At 68.8% G+C, this 15,670-nt stretch carries 11 protein-coding genes; 6 read left to right on the forward strand and 5 right to left on the reverse strand.

Annotated elements, in window-relative coordinates:
- Positions 1–37 precede the first annotated feature (37 nt).
- On the reverse strand, positions 38–448 hold the full coding sequence (locus KBI44_10930; GenBank protein ID MBP9144988.1) for a hypothetical protein: 411 nt from the start codon (positions 446–448) through the stop codon (positions 38–40).
- Between the two features lie 262 nt (positions 449–710).
- Between KBI44_10930 and KBI44_10935 the strand changes: the two genes are divergently transcribed.
- Both KBI44_10935 and KBI44_10940 read left to right on the forward strand, forming a co-directional pair.
- Complete coding sequence (locus KBI44_10935) at positions 711–1,769, forward strand: histidine kinase (GenBank protein MBP9144989.1); 1,059 nt, start codon at positions 711–713, stop codon at positions 1,767–1,769.
- Positions 1,769–2,560 (forward strand): response regulator transcription factor, encoded by a 792-nt coding sequence (locus KBI44_10940; protein MBP9144990.1) that lies wholly within the window; start codon positions 1,769–1,771, stop codon positions 2,558–2,560. The genes KBI44_10935 and KBI44_10940 overlap by 1 nt, the downstream gene beginning before the upstream one ends.
- A 75-nt stretch (positions 2,561–2,635) precedes the next feature.
- Here KBI44_10940 and KBI44_10945 read toward each other — a convergent pair whose 3' ends face one another.
- Entirely contained in the window at positions 2,636–4,168 is a 1,533-nt protein-coding gene (locus KBI44_10945; GenBank protein ID MBP9144991.1) for an amidohydrolase family protein, read from the reverse strand.
- A 388-nt stretch (positions 4,169–4,556) separates the two neighbouring features.
- Here KBI44_10945 and KBI44_10950 point away from each other — a divergent pair, with 388 nt between their 5' ends.
- Entirely contained in the window at positions 4,557–6,497 is a 1,941-nt protein-coding gene (locus tag KBI44_10950; GenBank protein MBP9144992.1) for a PAS domain S-box protein, read from the forward strand.
- A 115-nt stretch (positions 6,498–6,612) separates the two neighbouring features.
- Complete coding sequence (locus tag KBI44_10955) at positions 6,613–8,160, forward strand: transglycosylase SLT domain-containing protein (protein ID MBP9144993.1); 1,548 nt, start codon at positions 6,613–6,615, stop codon at positions 8,158–8,160.
- A gap of 55 nt (positions 8,161–8,215) precedes the next feature.
- Here KBI44_10955 and KBI44_10960 read toward each other — a convergent pair whose 3' ends face one another.
- Both KBI44_10960 and KBI44_10965 read right to left on the reverse strand, forming a co-directional pair.
- Positions 8,216–9,325 (reverse strand): NAD(P)-dependent alcohol dehydrogenase, encoded by a 1,110-nt coding sequence (locus tag KBI44_10960; GenBank protein MBP9144994.1) that lies wholly within the window; start codon positions 9,323–9,325, stop codon positions 8,216–8,218.
- Between the two features lie 28 nt (positions 9,326–9,353).
- Positions 9,354–10,289 carry a hypothetical protein gene (locus KBI44_10965; GenBank protein ID MBP9144995.1) on the reverse strand — a complete coding sequence of 312 codons (936 nt, stop codon included), beginning with the start codon at positions 10,287–10,289 and terminating at the stop codon, positions 9,354–9,356.
- Between the two features lie 280 nt (positions 10,290–10,569).
- Between KBI44_10965 and KBI44_10970 the strand changes: the two genes are divergently transcribed.
- A complete protein-coding gene (locus KBI44_10970; GenBank protein MBP9144996.1) occupies positions 10,570–12,261 on the forward strand; it encodes a hypothetical protein in 1,692 nt (563 codons plus the stop codon).
- A 56-nt stretch (positions 12,262–12,317) separates the two neighbouring features.
- On the forward strand, positions 12,318–13,997 hold the full coding sequence (locus KBI44_10975; GenBank protein ID MBP9144997.1) for a hypothetical protein: 1,680 nt from the start codon (positions 12,318–12,320) through the stop codon (positions 13,995–13,997).
- A 66-nt stretch (positions 13,998–14,063) separates the two neighbouring features.
- Here KBI44_10975 and KBI44_10980 read toward each other — a convergent pair whose 3' ends face one another.
- Complete coding sequence (locus KBI44_10980) at positions 14,064–15,539, reverse strand: M20/M25/M40 family metallo-hydrolase (GenBank protein ID MBP9144998.1); 1,476 nt, start codon at positions 15,537–15,539, stop codon at positions 14,064–14,066.
- Positions 15,540–15,670: the final 131 nt, after the last annotated feature.

Raw genomic sequence — 15,670 nt, forward strand, 5'->3', positions numbered from 1 at the left:
TCCTCCAGGGATCGCACTCGGTCGGGGTCAGGCTCGCTCATGCTCTCCACCGATCGCCCGGCTTCCGCACGAACTCGGCGAGGACATAGGGCCAGGGAATCACTGCCGGGAAGATGACGAGGCCCAGAAGACAGTCGCGGATCGTCTCCTGCATGGCGGGGTCGATCGGGTTGCCGGAGAGCCAGAGCGGCAGGGCGATCGCGCTCAACCAGATCGACTTCCAGACCAACTCGAAGAGCAGCAACGGCAGGAGGCGCAACGGATAGCGGATACCCAGTGCCGCGAGCACCGTCACCGCCGCGAGCAAGCTGCGGCCGACGCTGTGCCAGAGAGTCCAGGCCTTCACTGGGTGAAGCAGTGTCGGCCAGATGACGAGCCCCAGCCCCACCACGATGAGCAGGTACGTTCCCCGAAGCAGATAGAGGCGAAAGGTCGATACCTCGGACATTTTCGAACTCCGTGTTCACCGGGTTCCGACGTGGAAGCGGTGGCCGCGCCAGCGAGCTCGCCGAGTATCGAGCCGGGGCGGCAGCACGACAAGACGCATGCGACGAACGGCGGTCCCCACCCCTCGAGATGCCGCCCACGCCGACGAACCGCCGCCGCTCGCGATCCCGGAGGCCCATTGTCCAGGGAGGCGCCGACCCATCGATCGTAAGATGACGAACATGGTCGTACCGTCGGCGCCCACGGCTCCTGAGGCTCCCGCAATGCGCACGGCGTTCCCTCGAGCTCCCGCATGGCGACGCCTCGGGTGCGCGCTCACCATGGCGCTCGGCGTCGCCCTGCTGCTGAGTTCGGAGTGGACGCCGGGCCCGTCGCCGCTTCTCCTGCGCACAGTGCTGCTCGGACTGGTGGGCGTCTGGGTGTTTGGGCTTTTCGAGCGCTGGCCGAGGCGGCTGCCGCGCTGGCTGTCGCGCTGGGTGCTGCAGGTCGTCGGCGTCGGCGTGGCGATGCCGACGACGACCGTCACGGTCTACCTCCTCTCGACGCGGACCGGCGCACCGGCTTTCTGGCTCGACCCGGGCCGGATGGACGGCTGGATGATGCTCACCTTTCTCAGCATCCTGCTGGCGCCGTGGATGGCACTCGGCGCGCTGCTGCGCCAGAAAGAGGCGTTCGCCCGGCATCAGGCACTCGCCTTCGAGCTCGAGAGGAGCAAGCTCGAGCGCCAGGCGCTGGACGCGCGACTCCACCTCCTCCAGGCGCAGGTCGCGCCACACTTCCTGTTCAACACCCTCGCCAACGTGCAGGCGCTGGTCGATGCGGGATCGCCGCGCGCAGCGATCGTACTGCGAAGTCTCATCGCCTATCTGCGCGCCGCCGTCCCGTTGCTCCACGAGCCCACGACGACGCTCGGCCGGGAAGTACAGCTCGTCGAGGCGTACCTTGCGCTGATGCACATGCGCATGCCCGATCGTCTGCGCTTCGAGCTTCACGTCGACGAGTCGGCAGTCCGGCTGCGGTGCCCGCCGGCGACGCTCCTGACATTGGTGGAGAACGCCGTGCGCCACGGCATCGACCCAAGTGAGGAGGGCGGCTCGATCACCATCGAAGTGCAACGGCGGGGCGAGCGTTGTCTCATCCGCGTCAGCGACAGCGGCGTCGGCCTGCGGCAGACGGACCAGGGACTGGGGACGGGCCTCGCCACCCTGCGCGAGGGTCTGCAGCTCCTGTTCGGCGACGACGCTTCGTTGCGTGTGCGCGCGCTCGAGCCGCGCGGCGTCCGTGCCGAGCTCGAACTGCCGGCGCGCGAGGAGGCGCGTTGATGGTCGAGCGCCCGACGGCACTCGTCGCCGACGACGAGCCGCTGTTGCGCGAGGCCCTCACGCTGCAGCTGGCGAAGGCTTGGCCCGAGCTCGAGGTCGTCGCGCAGGCACGCAACGGCCGCGAGGCTCTCGACCTGTTCGAAGCAGAGCAGCCCGACGTCTGTTTCCTCGACGTCCACATGCCCGGCATGTCCGGCCTGGACGCGGCCAACCAGATCGGCCGGCGCGCGCACCTGGTATTCGTTACGGCGTATGACCACTATGCAGTCCAGGCCTTCGCGGAAGGTGCGCTCGACTACCTGCTGAAGCCGGTCGAGCCCGAGCGTCTCGCGGAAACCGTCGTTCGCCTCAAGGAGCGCCTGCGGGCCGCGCGGCCTGCGGTGAACACCGAGGAGCTGCTGGCGCAGCTCACGACGCAGCTCGCCGGATTGCAGCGCGCGGCAGCCCCCACTCCGCTGCGCTGGATTCGCGCGCAAGTGCGCCAGACCCTTCGCCTGATCCCGGTGGACGAGGTCGACTACTTTCGTTCCGACGCCAAATACACCATGGTGGCCTGGCGCAACGAGGCCGGGCAGCCTGCTGAAGCGGTCGTCCGGCTGGCGCTCAAGGAGCTCGTCACGCAGCTCGACCCGCAGCAGTTCGTCCAGGTCCATCGCTCCGTCGTCGTGAACCTGCGATCCATCAGCCATGTCGCGCGGCGCGACAACGACACGGCGGAGATCCACCTCAAGGGGCGCAGGGAGATCCTGCCCGTGAGCCGCAGCTGCCTGCACCTGTTTCATCAGATGTGAACGGCGCCGCCGGCAGTCGGTGGCCTAGGCGACCCGGATGGCTGCCCGCCGCCGCTGGCGCCGGCGGTCTCGACCTCAGGGGTCGAGCGGGCGGTTGGCGGCGATCGTCGCGAGCTCGCCGGGGGTGAGTCCGGCGCGTTCGGTGAGCAGGGCGAGAGTGCGGCGCGGATCGAAAACGGGGTGGTCACTGCCGAGGACGATCCGCCCGAGACCGGCGCGACGCAGGTCCGCGCCGAGCGCGGAAGCCTCTTCCGTTGTCGTCGGTGGCACTCCTTCGGACTCCTTCTCGAGGATCACCGCCGAGGTGTCGAAGAAGACCCGCGGCCGCGGATCTCCGGCGGCGCGGCGCTCCTCGAGCCAGTCGACGAGGGTCCCAAAGACCTGCCGGGTCCACGGCCCGTAGCCGCCGCTGCCACCGAGGTGGGCCACGAGGAGCGTCAGCTCGCGCCGCGGCGCGAGCACCGTGCGCGCGAAGTGCGCGATGTCTGCCGCCACCAGGCCACGCCGCTGCGGGTCGACGTGGAGCAGCACGGGCTGGCCGCGCTCCTCGGCGCGCGCGAGAATGCGGCCGACCACCTCGAGGTGGTTGGCGTCCGCGAGGTCGACGTCGGAGGCGGCGAGGTGGAGTTTGACGCCGGCGGCGTGGAGCTCGGCGTGGCAGCGATCGAGCTCCGCCTCGGCATAGGGGCGCAGCACCGCCACCGAGCAGAAGGCGACCGCCCTTCCGGGCGTGCGCGCCGCCTCGCGGACCACATGGTCGTTCTCGCGTGCCGCACGGGTCCGCTCCTCCTCGAGCGAGAGCCCCATCTCGGCGCGAAATCCCGAGCGACCGTACATGTGTGCCATCGAGACGAGGGCGACCCCCTCGACCACGGCCGGTTCGGCACCCCCCTCTGCGAGCAACGTCCTCGCCGACAGGTAAACCTCGTCGGGGCGCGAGAAGGGGACGCCGAGCGACTTCCAGTCGCGCAGCAGATCGGGACCGAGCAGGTGGACGTGGTGGTCGAACAATGCCGACGTTTTCTCCGGGCTCGTTGCGCTGCCGGCGCGTGGTGCGGACCTCGCGGGCGCGGGGGGCGGCACCGGGGCGGTGCCGGGAGGAGCTCCGACCGCGACGCCTTCGGCCGCGAGCTCTTCGGGGGAGAGCGTCCGGAAACCGGAGACATGTGAAGCGATCGCCTGCCAGCGGCCGGCGCGGCGGATCAGGACATTCGACGACTGATACTGATAGCCGCCGTCGGGATCGGACTCGGGCCCGACGACCACGCCGCGCCCGGCGACGACCGCAGTGCCGTTCTCGAACACTTCGAGGCGCCGGATCTCGAAGCGGAAGGAACGGTTGATCCACTTGCTCCGCGCCACGTGGGCGAGCTCGGTCGCCTTGTCGGACCACTCACCGTTGGGGTCGATCAGCCGGAACTCCTCGGCCAGGAGCCGGTCGAGAAGTGCGGCGTCCCCCTCGCGATAGGCGCGCGGCCAGAGGACCTCCTTGATCTCGCGCAGCTCGGTTTCGTCGGGAGTCGGGTTCGCAGCACCGACCGGGGCGCCGGCTCCGAGCGCGCAGGCGGACGCGAACATCAGCGACGGAATCAGTAGCCCTCTTCTCATCTGGCTCCTCCAGCTCCGGGCCGCCCAGGGATCTCATGGACCTCCCCGGACTTCGGCGCGACTCGAGGACAAGGCTACCGTTCCCGAGCCTCCAGGGTCTTGTACGAATCGGCCGAGCCGGTGTTCTCCGCGCCACCTTCTTCATGGCGCGGAGAACGCGCGCACCGCCGGCGAGGAGGCGAGCGCCGGGAAGGCGCGAACCGCGTAGAAACTACGCTACCTCGGGGCGGGAGGAGGCACTAGGCTGGACACTGCCACAGTGTTGCTTGTCCTCGCGGAGGACAGCGATCCCATCTGTCTGGCCGTGCGCTCATCGACTTCCTGGCGGAAGAGCGCTTCCGGAGCTGATCCGCGACCTCGAGGCAGTCCTCTGGCGATGGAGAGCCCCATGGAAGACAGTGCCCTCGTCGAACCCGCCTTCGTGACCACCCTCAGCCACGCCGCTGCCGATCCGTTCCGCCTGCTGGTCGAAGCGGTCAAGGACTACGGCATCTTCATGCTGGACCCGGCCGGAAATGTCACGAGCTGGAACCCGGGCGCCGAGAAGAGCAACGGCTATCCGTCCGCCGAGATCCTCGGTCGGCACGTCTCCTGTTTCTACACCGCTGAGGACATCGCGGCCGGAAAGCCCGCGCACGGCCTCGAGGTCGCGCTGGCGGAGGGACGATTCGAGGAAGAGACGCTCTGCCTGCGCAAGAACGGTGAGCCCTTCTGGGCGATCGTGACGATCACCAGCATCCACGACTCGTTCGGCCAGCATGTCGGATTCGCCAACGTCACCCGCGACATCACGGAGCGCAAGGAGGCCGAGGAATCGCTGCGCAAGAGCGAGCGGCTGACGCGCAACCTGCTCGAGCACCTGCCCCACCGGATCCTGGTCAAGAACCGCGACTCCGTCATGACCTTCTGCAATGCGCGCTATGCCGCGGACCTCGGGCTCACTCCCGCCGAGATCGTCGGCAAGACCGCCTCCGACTTTCACCCACCGCAGCTCGCCGCGGCCTACCGCGCAGACGACGAGGCGGTGATGGAGCTCGGGATCATGAGGGACCTGGAGGAGCCGTACTCGACCGCCTCGAGCACGGGCTGGGTGCATACCGTGAAGGTCCCCTACCGGGACGAGGCGGGAGAGATCGTCGGCGTCCTCGTCGTCTTCGAGGACATCACCGAGCGCAAGCAACTGGAAGAGAATCTGCGCCAATCCCAGCGCCTGGAGGCGATCGGCCATCTCGCCGGCGGCGTCGCGCACGACTTCAACAACCTCCTCGGAGTCATTTCGGGCTACGGCGAGATCGCCCACAGCCGGCTGTCCGGCGACGACCCGTTGCTGGAGGACGTGGGTCAGATCCTCAAGGCCACCGAGCGCGCTTCCGGCCTCACCCGGCAGCTGCTCGCTTTCGGCCGCAAGCAGGTTCTGCAACCGCGCAACCTCGACTTGAACGCCACCATCTCCGATCTCGAGCGCATGCTCTCGCGGCTCCTCGGCGAGAGCATCGAGCTCACGACGGCGCTCACGCCCGATCTGGGACGCGTCCAGGCCGACCCCGGGCAGATCGAGCAGGTGCTGATGAACCTCGTCCTCAATGCGCGCGATGCCATGCCGGAGGGCGGGCGAATCACCATCGCGACCGGGAACGTGGAGCTCGAATCGGGGACGTGGCCCGGCGGCTCGCTCGCGCTCTCGGGTGCCTGCGTGCAGATTGCAGTCAGCGACACCGGCGTGGGCATGGACGCAGCGACCCTGTCGCGGATCTTCGAGCCCTACTTCACCACCAAGGAGCCGGGCAAAGGAACGGGCCTCGGTCTCGCCACCGTGCACGGCATCGTCGTGCAGAGCGGCGGCGCGATCCGAGTCCAGAGCGAGCCCGGAAAGGGAACGACGTTCGAGATCCTCCTGCCGCGCCTCGACGAGACGAGTGCCCTGTCCGACGAGGAGGCGCCGGCGCCGCTCCGGAGCGGCCGGGAGACCGTTCTCCTGGTGGAGGACGAGACGCCCTTCCGGGAGCTGTTGCGGCGCGTTCTGGAGTCCAACGGCTATACCGTCCTGGTCGCGGTGGACGGCCGCGAAGCCCTGGCGCTCGCCGCAGCGCATGGCGGCACGATCGAGCTGCTGCTCACCGACATGATCCTCCCCGGGCTGTCCGGATCCAGGATCGCCGAGTGCCTGGTGGAGGATCGGCCGGGGCTCAAGGTGGTCTACATCTCCGGGCACAGCCAGGAGGCCGTGGCGAAGAACGGCATGTCCGGTCCGGGCAGGGCCTTTCTGAGCAAGCCTTTCCGCCTCGATACCCTTCTGCGCAGGGTGCGGGACCTCCTGGACGCGGCCTGACCCGCGCGCCCGGCTACGCAAGAGCGGTACCGCCCAGCCCTCGACGAACCGCCGATCCCGCCTGCTAGGCTCCTCCTCCATAGTCAGGTCTTCACGAGACCAGAGGAGTGCCGCCATGGCGAACCAGCCGATCCAACCCTGCGAGAGCCTGTTGCTGGCCGCTCTCGCCGTCGCGTGCCTGGCCGCCACGACGACCGGATGCGGCAAGCCCGCAGACGCCCCGGCACTGACGTCGTCCGATCCTGCCGCCGACGCACCGCTGCCGACGCCGGCCTACGAGTCCGCCCTGCCCGAAGGGGTGCGGGAACACCTCGCCGAGCCGTTCACCGGCGATCTGGATCAGATGGTGGCGCGCCGCCTCGTCCGCGTCGGGGTCGCCGCCAACCGGACCTTCTATTTCGTGGACAGAGGGACGCAGCGCGGCGCCGCCTTCGAAATGGGCGTGGCTTTCGAGGACTACCTGAACAAGAGGCTCGGGACGAAACCCGCGACCAAGGTCAACGTGGTCTTCGTGCCTCTGCCGCGTGACCAGATGGGCACCGCGCTGATCGATGGCAAGGTCGACCTGGTCCTCGCCCAGGTCATCGTCCGGCCGGAGCTCCAGGCGATGGTCGATTTCTCGGATCCTGTCCGCACGAACGTCAGCGAAGTGGTCGTCGCCGGCCCGGGCGCGCCGGCGATCGCCACCGTCGACGATCTCTCCGGCAAGGAGATCTACGCGCGCCGCCTGAGCAGCGCCTGGAAGGCAGTCGAAGAGCTGAACGAGCAATTCGCGGCGAAGGGACTCCCTCCCGTCGTCCTCCGCGAGGTTCCAGGCAACCTCGAGGACGACGACCTGCTCGAGATGGCCAACGCGGGCATCATCCCGCTTGTGATCACCCACGACTACCTGGCGGAGTTCTGGCAGAAGGTCTTCACCCAGATCACCGTCCATGCGGCGGTTGCTGTGCGTACCGGCGCCACCATCGCGGTGCCGTTGCGGAAGAACAGCCCGAAACTGGCCGCCGAGCTGAACGCCTTCGTGGCCGGGAACGGCCTGGGCACGGCATTCGGCAACGTGATCGCGAAGCGCTACCTCGTCAACACGACGTTCGCAAAGTCGGCGACCTCCGAGGCCGAGCGCCAGAAGTTCCTGGAGCTGGCTCAGTTCTTCAAGAAGTACAGCGACCAGTACCAGATGGACTACATCCTCATGGCGGCGCAGGGCTATCAAGAGTCGCGGCTCGATCCAAACGCCAAGAGCCAGGTCGGCGCGATCGGCGTCATGCAGGTGATGCCGGCCACCGGCAAGGAGCTCGCGGTCGGCGACATCCGCGTGACCGAGAACAACATCCATGCCGGCGTCAAGTACATGCGGTTCATGATCGACCGCTACTACAAGGACGAACCGATGGACCAGCTGAACAAGGGGCTGTTCGCCTTCGCCTCCTACAACGCCGGGCCGGCCCGGGTCCGCCAACTGCGCCAGGAGGCGGGCAAACGCGGTCTCGACCCCAACGTCTGGTTCGGCAACGTCGAACAGATCGCTTCCGAGCGCATCGGCCGGGAGACGGTCACCTACGTCGCCAACATCTACAAGTACTACGTCGCCTACACGCTGATCCTGGAGGACCGCACGCGCCGGGAGGCGTCGAAGCGGGCGGTCGAGGCCCGATCGAAATAGGCCGCTACCCCTCTGCGGGTAGTGGATGGGCCGAACCGCCCCAAGAGGCTGCCGCCTACTTCAGGCTCGCCATGTCGATGACGAAGCGGTACTTGACGTCGCTCCTCAGCAGCCGGTCGAAAGCGTCGTTGATCTTCGCGATGGGAGTGAGCTCGATGTCGGCGGTGATCCCATGCTCGCCGCAGAACTCGAGCATCTCCTGCGTCTCGCGGATGCCGCCGATGAGCGAGCCAGCGAAGCGCTTGCGCCCGAAAATGAGGTGGATCACGCCGACTCCGAGCGGAGTTTCCGGAGCCCCGACCATCGTCAGCGTCCCGTTGCGCTTCAGCAGGCCGAAGTAGGGATTCAGGTCGTGCAGCGCCGAGACGGTGTCGAGGATGAAGTCGAAGCTGCCGGCATGCTTCTCCAGTTCGCCAGCACGGGTCGAGATCACGACGTCGTGGGCGCCGAGGCGGACGGCGTCCTCGGCCTTGCCCGGCGAGGTGGTGAATACGACGACCCGGGCGCCGAGCGCACGGGCGATCTTGACTGCCATGTGCCCGAGTCCACCGAGGCCCACCACGCCGACCTTCTGGCCTTCGCGAACGTTCCAGTGCTTGAGCGGTGAGTAGGTCGTGATGCCGGCGCAGAGAAGCGGCGCGGCTCCGGCAAGGTCGAGCCCGTTCGGAACTTTGAGCGTGAACGCCTCATCGACCACCAGGCTGTTCGAGTAGCCGCCGTAGGTGACTCCGCCGATGTGGGGGTCGGAAGAGTTGTAGGTAAAGGTCGCGGGCCCGGCGCAGAACTGCTCCTCGTGATCGAGACAGGCGGGGCAGGTGCGACAGGAGTCGACCAGGCAGCCCACCGCCGCGACGTCGCCCTCCCTGAAGTTGCGGACGTCGCTGCCCACCGCGACGACGCGGCCGACGATCTCGTGACCCGGGACGCACGGGTAGGTAGTCGGCATCGAGTTGTGCCATTCGTCGCGGACCTGATGCAGATCCGAGTGGCAGACGCCGCAATAGAGGACGTCGATCTGCACGTCTTTCGGTCCCGGGGTGCGGCGCCGGATGGTGGTGGGCGCGAGCGTCGAGCTCGCGCTCGCCGCCGCGTAGGCGCGGGCCTCGTAACTCTTCGCTGCCACTCCTGCGGATTCCGGCTGCGTCTCTCGAACGGTCTCGCTCATTTCGATGCTCCTCCTGTTCACGGGCAGTCTAGTCCGTCGGCGCTCCCTGGTCATCCGACGAATGCGCCAATGCGGTTACCAAGTGCGCCACCGCGGACCCGGCTGGCGGGGGCCTCGCGCGCAGCGATGTCGCCTCCCCGCTGACCCAGGCGGCGAACCGGCGCTCGAGCGTCGGAGCGTCGACTCCGAGCGCCGGGAAGAGCTCGGGGATCGTCGGGCGCTGCACGGTCTGGTCGCCGAGCCAGGAGCGGAAGCGCGGCGCGAGCTCCGGGTCGAGCAGCAGGAAGCGGACAAAGAGCGCCGCGAGCTCGTAGTCGAGACTCGCCGGACCGTGATCGAACGGCTCCGGCCCGCCAGCGACGAGCCGCTCCAGGGCGCCGGTGCGCCCCAGGCCCATGGCGAGCCAGCGCCGGCGCTGCGCTTCGACGCCGACGAAGCCTTCGAGCTTGCGGAACCCGGCGGCGGTCGCCGAGTCGCCGATCGCATCGGCCAGCCCTTCGGAGAGCCACCGCGCGCGCGGGAAGCCGAACAGCCGGCGCTCGGCCAAGTGCGCGAGCTCGTGCGCGAGAGTGGCCGCGAGCTCGTCGTCCGAAACATCGCCGGCCGCAAGAGCGACGATCCCCGCCCGGGCGTCGCTCCATGCGGCGTAGCCCTGCGGCAGGTCGCTCGTCGCCGTCACCGCGTCGCGATACCCGCGCCGGCTGGCGAAGAGCACGATCGTGCCGCGCGGCGGATGAGCGGGAGTGACCCCGAAGCGGGCCGCCACCTCCGCTTCGAGCGTGCCGGCGAGGGTCGCGCAGAACCGTTCGATCCCGTCGAGCCGGGAAGCTGGGAGATCGGAGAGGAGCCGGTACGGTCCGCACGGGCGGCGGCGCGCCGGCGGCTGCAGGAAGCGCTCGAGCTCGGCGACCGCTTCGGGTTCGCCGTCCGGCACCCCCCGCCCCGCCGGGAACGGCGGTCGCATCGGACTGGCAGCGGCAGGTGCGGCAGGCGCTGCCGCTGGTGGTGTAACGCCAGGCCGCCCGTCGCAGCCCGCTGCCGCCAGCGCAGCAAGGAGCGCGACGGCTCGAACGGCAGGCCTCGCGCGGAGCGTCATCGCTGCCCCATTCTACGGCGGCGTTCCGGTCCGCCTTTCCCGGAAGGGCCCAAGAGGCGCCAGAAGCCTTGCATTCCGCCCCGCGACAGCGGCCCGCGTCTGTCGCCATCGGCCTCGATCCTGCGTTCTCCCTGAAAGGAGGCACTCCATGGACTGCCAGCGCCCGCTCACCACCGATCGAGATCGCCCCCGACCTGTTCGGCGGGAGCGCGAACGGCGCTCTTGTGCTGTTGCCACCCTCGCGCTCCTGGCGACTCTCGCCGCCTCCCCGCCGGCGGCGACCGCCGCTTCGCACCGCCTGAGCCAGGGTCTGCCGTTCAGCGATGTCCCTGCCGCCAGCGCGCAACTGAGCCCAGATGGCCACTTCGCCGTCTATATCCACGACGCGACGGTCGACGAAGCCCGGGAGCTCTGGAGTGTGCGCGTCGCCGGCGGCGCGCCGGTGCGCCTGTCCGGCCCCCTGCCCGGCAGCGTCACCGTCGACTCCTTCGCAATCAGCGCCGACAGCCAGCGCGTCGTCTACACCGTCGCCCAGGAGACCGCCGGCCAGGTCGAGCTCTACAGCATCCCCATCGCCGGCCCCGAAGGGTCCTGGACCCAGCTCAACGGGGAGCTGCCGGCAGGCGGCGATGTCCTGAGCCTGAAGATCAGTCCGGACAGCACTCGGGTCGTCTATGTCGCCGACCAACAGGCGAACGACGTTTTCGACGCCTGGACCGTGCCGATCGCCGGCGGCACGCCGATTCGCCTCCGGCCCTTCGTCACCCTGGCCGGCTCGGGCGTCCTCGACACTCCGAGCGGACCCTCGATCAGTCCCGACAGCGAGAGAGTCGTCTTCCACGCCAACTTCTCCGATCTCGACTACTGGGAGCTGTGGAGCGCCCGCGTCGATGGCACCGGCGGGATCGTGCAGCTGACGGAAGCGACGGCCGCCAGCCACAACGTCTTCGGCAACCGCTTCAGCCCCGACAGCTCTCGCGTCCTCTATTTCGGCTACCAGCAGGACAACGTCACCACGGAGCTCTACGGCGTACCGAGCGCCGGCGGAAGCGCGGTGAAGCTCAACGGCCTATTGACGCCCGGTGGCAACGTCTGGAGCTACGTCTTCAGCCCGGACAGCACTCGCGTCGTCTATCTCGCCGCCCAGCAGACCGCCGGCGTCGACGAGCTCTACAGCGTGCCACTCGCCGGCGGCGGGGTGGCAAAGCTCAATGGCGCGCTGACCCCCAACGGAGAGATCTTCGAGGCCACGATCAGCCCCGACAGCGCTCGCGTCGTCTACCGCGGCGACGAGGACACCGACGAGGTCTTCGAGATCTTCAGCGTGCCGCTCGCCGGCGGCAGCGCGGTGAAGTTGAACCCCGCACTTCCCGCCGGGGGAAGCGTTCTATCCCTGGCAATCGCCCCGGATAGCGCGCGCGTCGTCTACCGGGCCGATCAGAATGACGACGAGGTGCAAGAACTCTTCAGCGTGCCTCTGGCAGGCGGGACGTCGGTGCGGGTGAGCGACGAGCCCGTCTTCGGGGGCGATATCGCGGACTTCAAGATCGCTCCGGCAAGCGACTTCGTCTTCTACCGCGGAGACATCCTGACCGACGGCGTCCACGAGCTCTTCCGGGGGACGATCGCTGGTATTTCCAGCGCGGCCGTCCGGGTGAGCGGTCCGATGGTGGCGGGCGGCTCCGTCGGCGGCGCGTCGTCGTGGGCGGTCCTCCCGGACGGCCGCCAGGCGATCTACAACGCCGACCAGGAGGTCGACCTGCAGAACGACCTCTACCTCGGCGACGTCTGTCTCCTGTGCGACGGCTTCGAGGCCGGCGACTCCTCGCGCTGGAACTGAGGCGTTGCTGTCGCCTTCCGATGCTAGCCTCCGTTCTCCCTGACAGGAGAGACTCCATGGATCGCCCGCGCCCGCTCACGACTGTTCCCCCTCGCATTCGAGACCGACGGGCGCCGCTCGCCGTCGCCGCTCTTGCCATCTTGGCGTCTCTCGCTCTTGCCACGCCGCCGGCGACAGCCGCTTCCCACCGCCTGAGCCAGGGGCTGCCGTTCAGCGACGTGAGTTGGTGGGAGGTGAGCCCCGATGGCCAGTTCGCCGTCTATGTCCACGACGCCGAGCTCGACGACGCCCGGGAGCTCTGGAGCGTGCGCGTCACGGGCGGCGCTCCGGTCCGGCTGTCGAACCCTCTGCCCGGCGGCGTCAGCATCGAGGACCCGTTCGAGATCAGCCCCGACAGCCAGCGCGTCGTCTACCGCGTCGCCCAGCAGACCGCCGGCCAGGTCGAGCTCTACAGCACCCCCATCGCCGGCCCCGAGGGGGCCTGGATCAAACTCAACGGGGAGCTACCCGCGGGTGGCGATGTCAGCCACCTGCGGATCAGCCCCGATAGCACCCGCGTCATCTACTACGCCGACCAACAGGCCGACGACGTCTTCGACGCCTGGACCGTACCGATCGACGGCGGCACATCCATCCGCCTGCGGCCGTTCGTCACCCTGAACGGTTCGCGGGTCCTGCACGGCCAGGAAACGCCCCTGATCAGTCCGGACAGCGAGCGCGTCCTGTTCTACGCCAACTTCTCGAATCTCGCCTATTTCGACCTGTGGAGCGCCCGCGTCGACGGCACCGGCGGGATCGTGCAGCTCACGGATACGACGGCCGACCTCACCTCTGTGATCGTTCCTGGAATCAGCCCCGACAGCAGTCGCGTCCTCTATTTCCGATATCTCAGCGACAACCTGATCAAGGATCTCTATAGCGTACCGATCACCGGCGGCAGCGCGGTGAAGCTCAATGGAGCGCTGACTCCCGGTGGCAGCGTCTGGAACTACACGTTCAGCCCGGACAGCACGCGCGTCGTCTATTTCGCCGCCCAGCAGACTGCCGGCGTCAACGAGCTCTACAGCGTGCCGATCGCCGGCGGCGGGGCGACGAAGCTCAACGGCGTGATGCCCTTTTTTTCCGGTGTGCAGAACTACGCAATCAGCCCCGACGGCTCGCGTGTCGTCTACAGTGCCAACCAGGACACAGAGGACTTTACCGAGCTTTACAGCGTGCCCCTCGCCGGCGGCGCGGTGACGAAGCTCAGCCCGCCGTTGCCCACCGGAGGCAATATCTTCCACCTGGCGCCGCTGGCGATCGCCCCGGATAGCTCGCGCGTCGTCTACCTGGCCGATCAGCGTCAGAATGATGTACAGGAACTCTTCAGCGTACCGCTCGCTGGCGGGGCGTCGAGCCGGGTGAGCGACGATCCCGTCTTCGGGGGCGATGTCGCGGAGTTCGAGATCGCTCCGGGGAGCGACTTCGTCTTCTACCGCGCAGACCTCCTGACCGACGGCGTCCACGAGCTCTTCAGGGGGAGGATCGCCGGCATCTCCGGCGCGGACGACCGATTGAGCGGCCCCATGGTTTCCGGGGGAGAGGTCGGCCAGAACTCCTGGGCAGTTCTCCTGGACGGCCTCCAGGTGGTCTACGGGGCCGACCAGGAGGTCGACGAGCAGAAGGACCTGTTCGTCGGCGATCTCTGTCTCCTGTGCGACGGCTTCGAGGCCGGCGACTCCGGGCGCTGGGACTGAACGGCCGTCGCGCTCCGCGCTGGGACGTTACGCGGCACTCCCCGCTCGCGACGACTCCGCAGCGCCTTACTTCGCCAGCTCGTAGAGGTACTCGACGTACGACATCGTCGCGCCGTCGAAGCCCTGCACCTTCGGGTTCGTGGAGTCGATGAGGAAGTACTCGTCCGGGGCGTGGGCGCCGCTGCCGTGGCCCAGGCCGAAGTGGCCCGAGGGGAGCGCGAGCGGCGCGTCGGTGAAGACGAAGCCGGGGTAGGAGCCGGCGTTCCTGGGCCAGACGAGCGGGTCGATTCCGGCGCGCTTCAGCACGGCGATCTGCGCCTGGATGAGCGGCGCTGCGGCCGCCGTGCTCGTCGGGTCGTAGCCGCCGGTCACGTTCACTTCGATGTCCCCGAAGCCGCGCTTCGCGAGATGCGCCTGGAGCGCCGCCACCGCGCCGGCCTTCGTCATGTCGGGCACCAGTCGCAGGTCGATCTTCGCCACTGCGCGGTGCGGCAGGATGGTCTTGCCACCCGGCCCGGTGTAGCCCCCCACCAGCCCCTGGATGTTCACCGTCGGCTGCGACACCAGGCGCTCGTTGGCCTCGCGCCAGGGCAGATCGTCGATCCAGTGCTGCACGCCGAGGAGCTTCTTCGCCTTCTCCTCGCTGCGCCGCTCGGTGGCTGCGGCGACCATCGCGCGCTCCTCGGCGCTGATCGGCCGCGGCTGCGGATAGCCGTCGATGGTGATCGTGTTGCCGTCCGCGGAGACCAGTGTGTCGAGCGCCTTGACCAGCCGCCAGGCCGGGCTGTCCACCATCGCCTTGAGCGAGGAGTGGACGTCCTTCGACGGACCGCGCCCCCAGGTCTCGCCGCTCGCCACCAACTCGAGCTCGACCACGCCCTTGGCGCCGAGGCTCACCGTCACGTTGCCGTCGGGGTCCTGCCCCGCTCCGGGCATGAAGACGCCCGAGCACTTGGCAAAGGCAGCCTGCACCTCGGGACGCAGGACCAGCTGGCCGATGTGCGGCGAGCCGATCTCCTCCTCGCCCTCGGCGACCAGCACGAGGTTCACCGGGAGCTTGCGGCCGGCGCCGCGAATCGCGTGCAGCGCTGCGAGGAGCGCCGCCTGGGGACCCTTCTGATTGACCGCACCGCGTCCGACCATCGCCCGCCCGAGCCCGGGCTTCTCCACCATCCGCGCTTCGAGCGGCGGCGACGTCCACTCGGCGGGATCGTACTGCTTGACGTCGTACATGAAGTAGAGCCCGACGGTCTTCGCCGCACCGGCGTCGAGCGTCGCGAAGACGCCCGGCTTGCCATCGGTCTCGAGAACCGTCACCTGCTGGAATTCGGCCTCCCGCGCGAGCTTCGCCATGTGCTCCGCGCCGGCGGGAAAGTTCAGGCTCTCGGCCGCGATCGACGGCAGCGCGATCCAGTCCCGCAAGCGTTGGACGTTCTCGTCGTGCCGTGCCGCGACCTCGCGCCGGATGGCGGCGAAGTCCGCAGGATCGGCCGGCCTGGCGTAGGCGCCGCTCGCGGGAGCCAGGGAGGCGAACGCCGCCATGGCAACGGTTCGCCGAAGGAGGAGCGCGGTGCGGAGCCGTGGAGACGGACGGCGGCGGGACGTGGGCCGATCGGCGCGGATTCTCATTTGCGCCGGACCCTACCACCGCCGGCAGCGGCCCGCCTCCGGGC

Source organism: Thermoanaerobaculia bacterium, assembly GCA_018057705.1.
Lineage (GTDB): Bacteria > Acidobacteriota > Thermoanaerobaculia > Multivoradales > JAGPDF01 > JAGPDF01.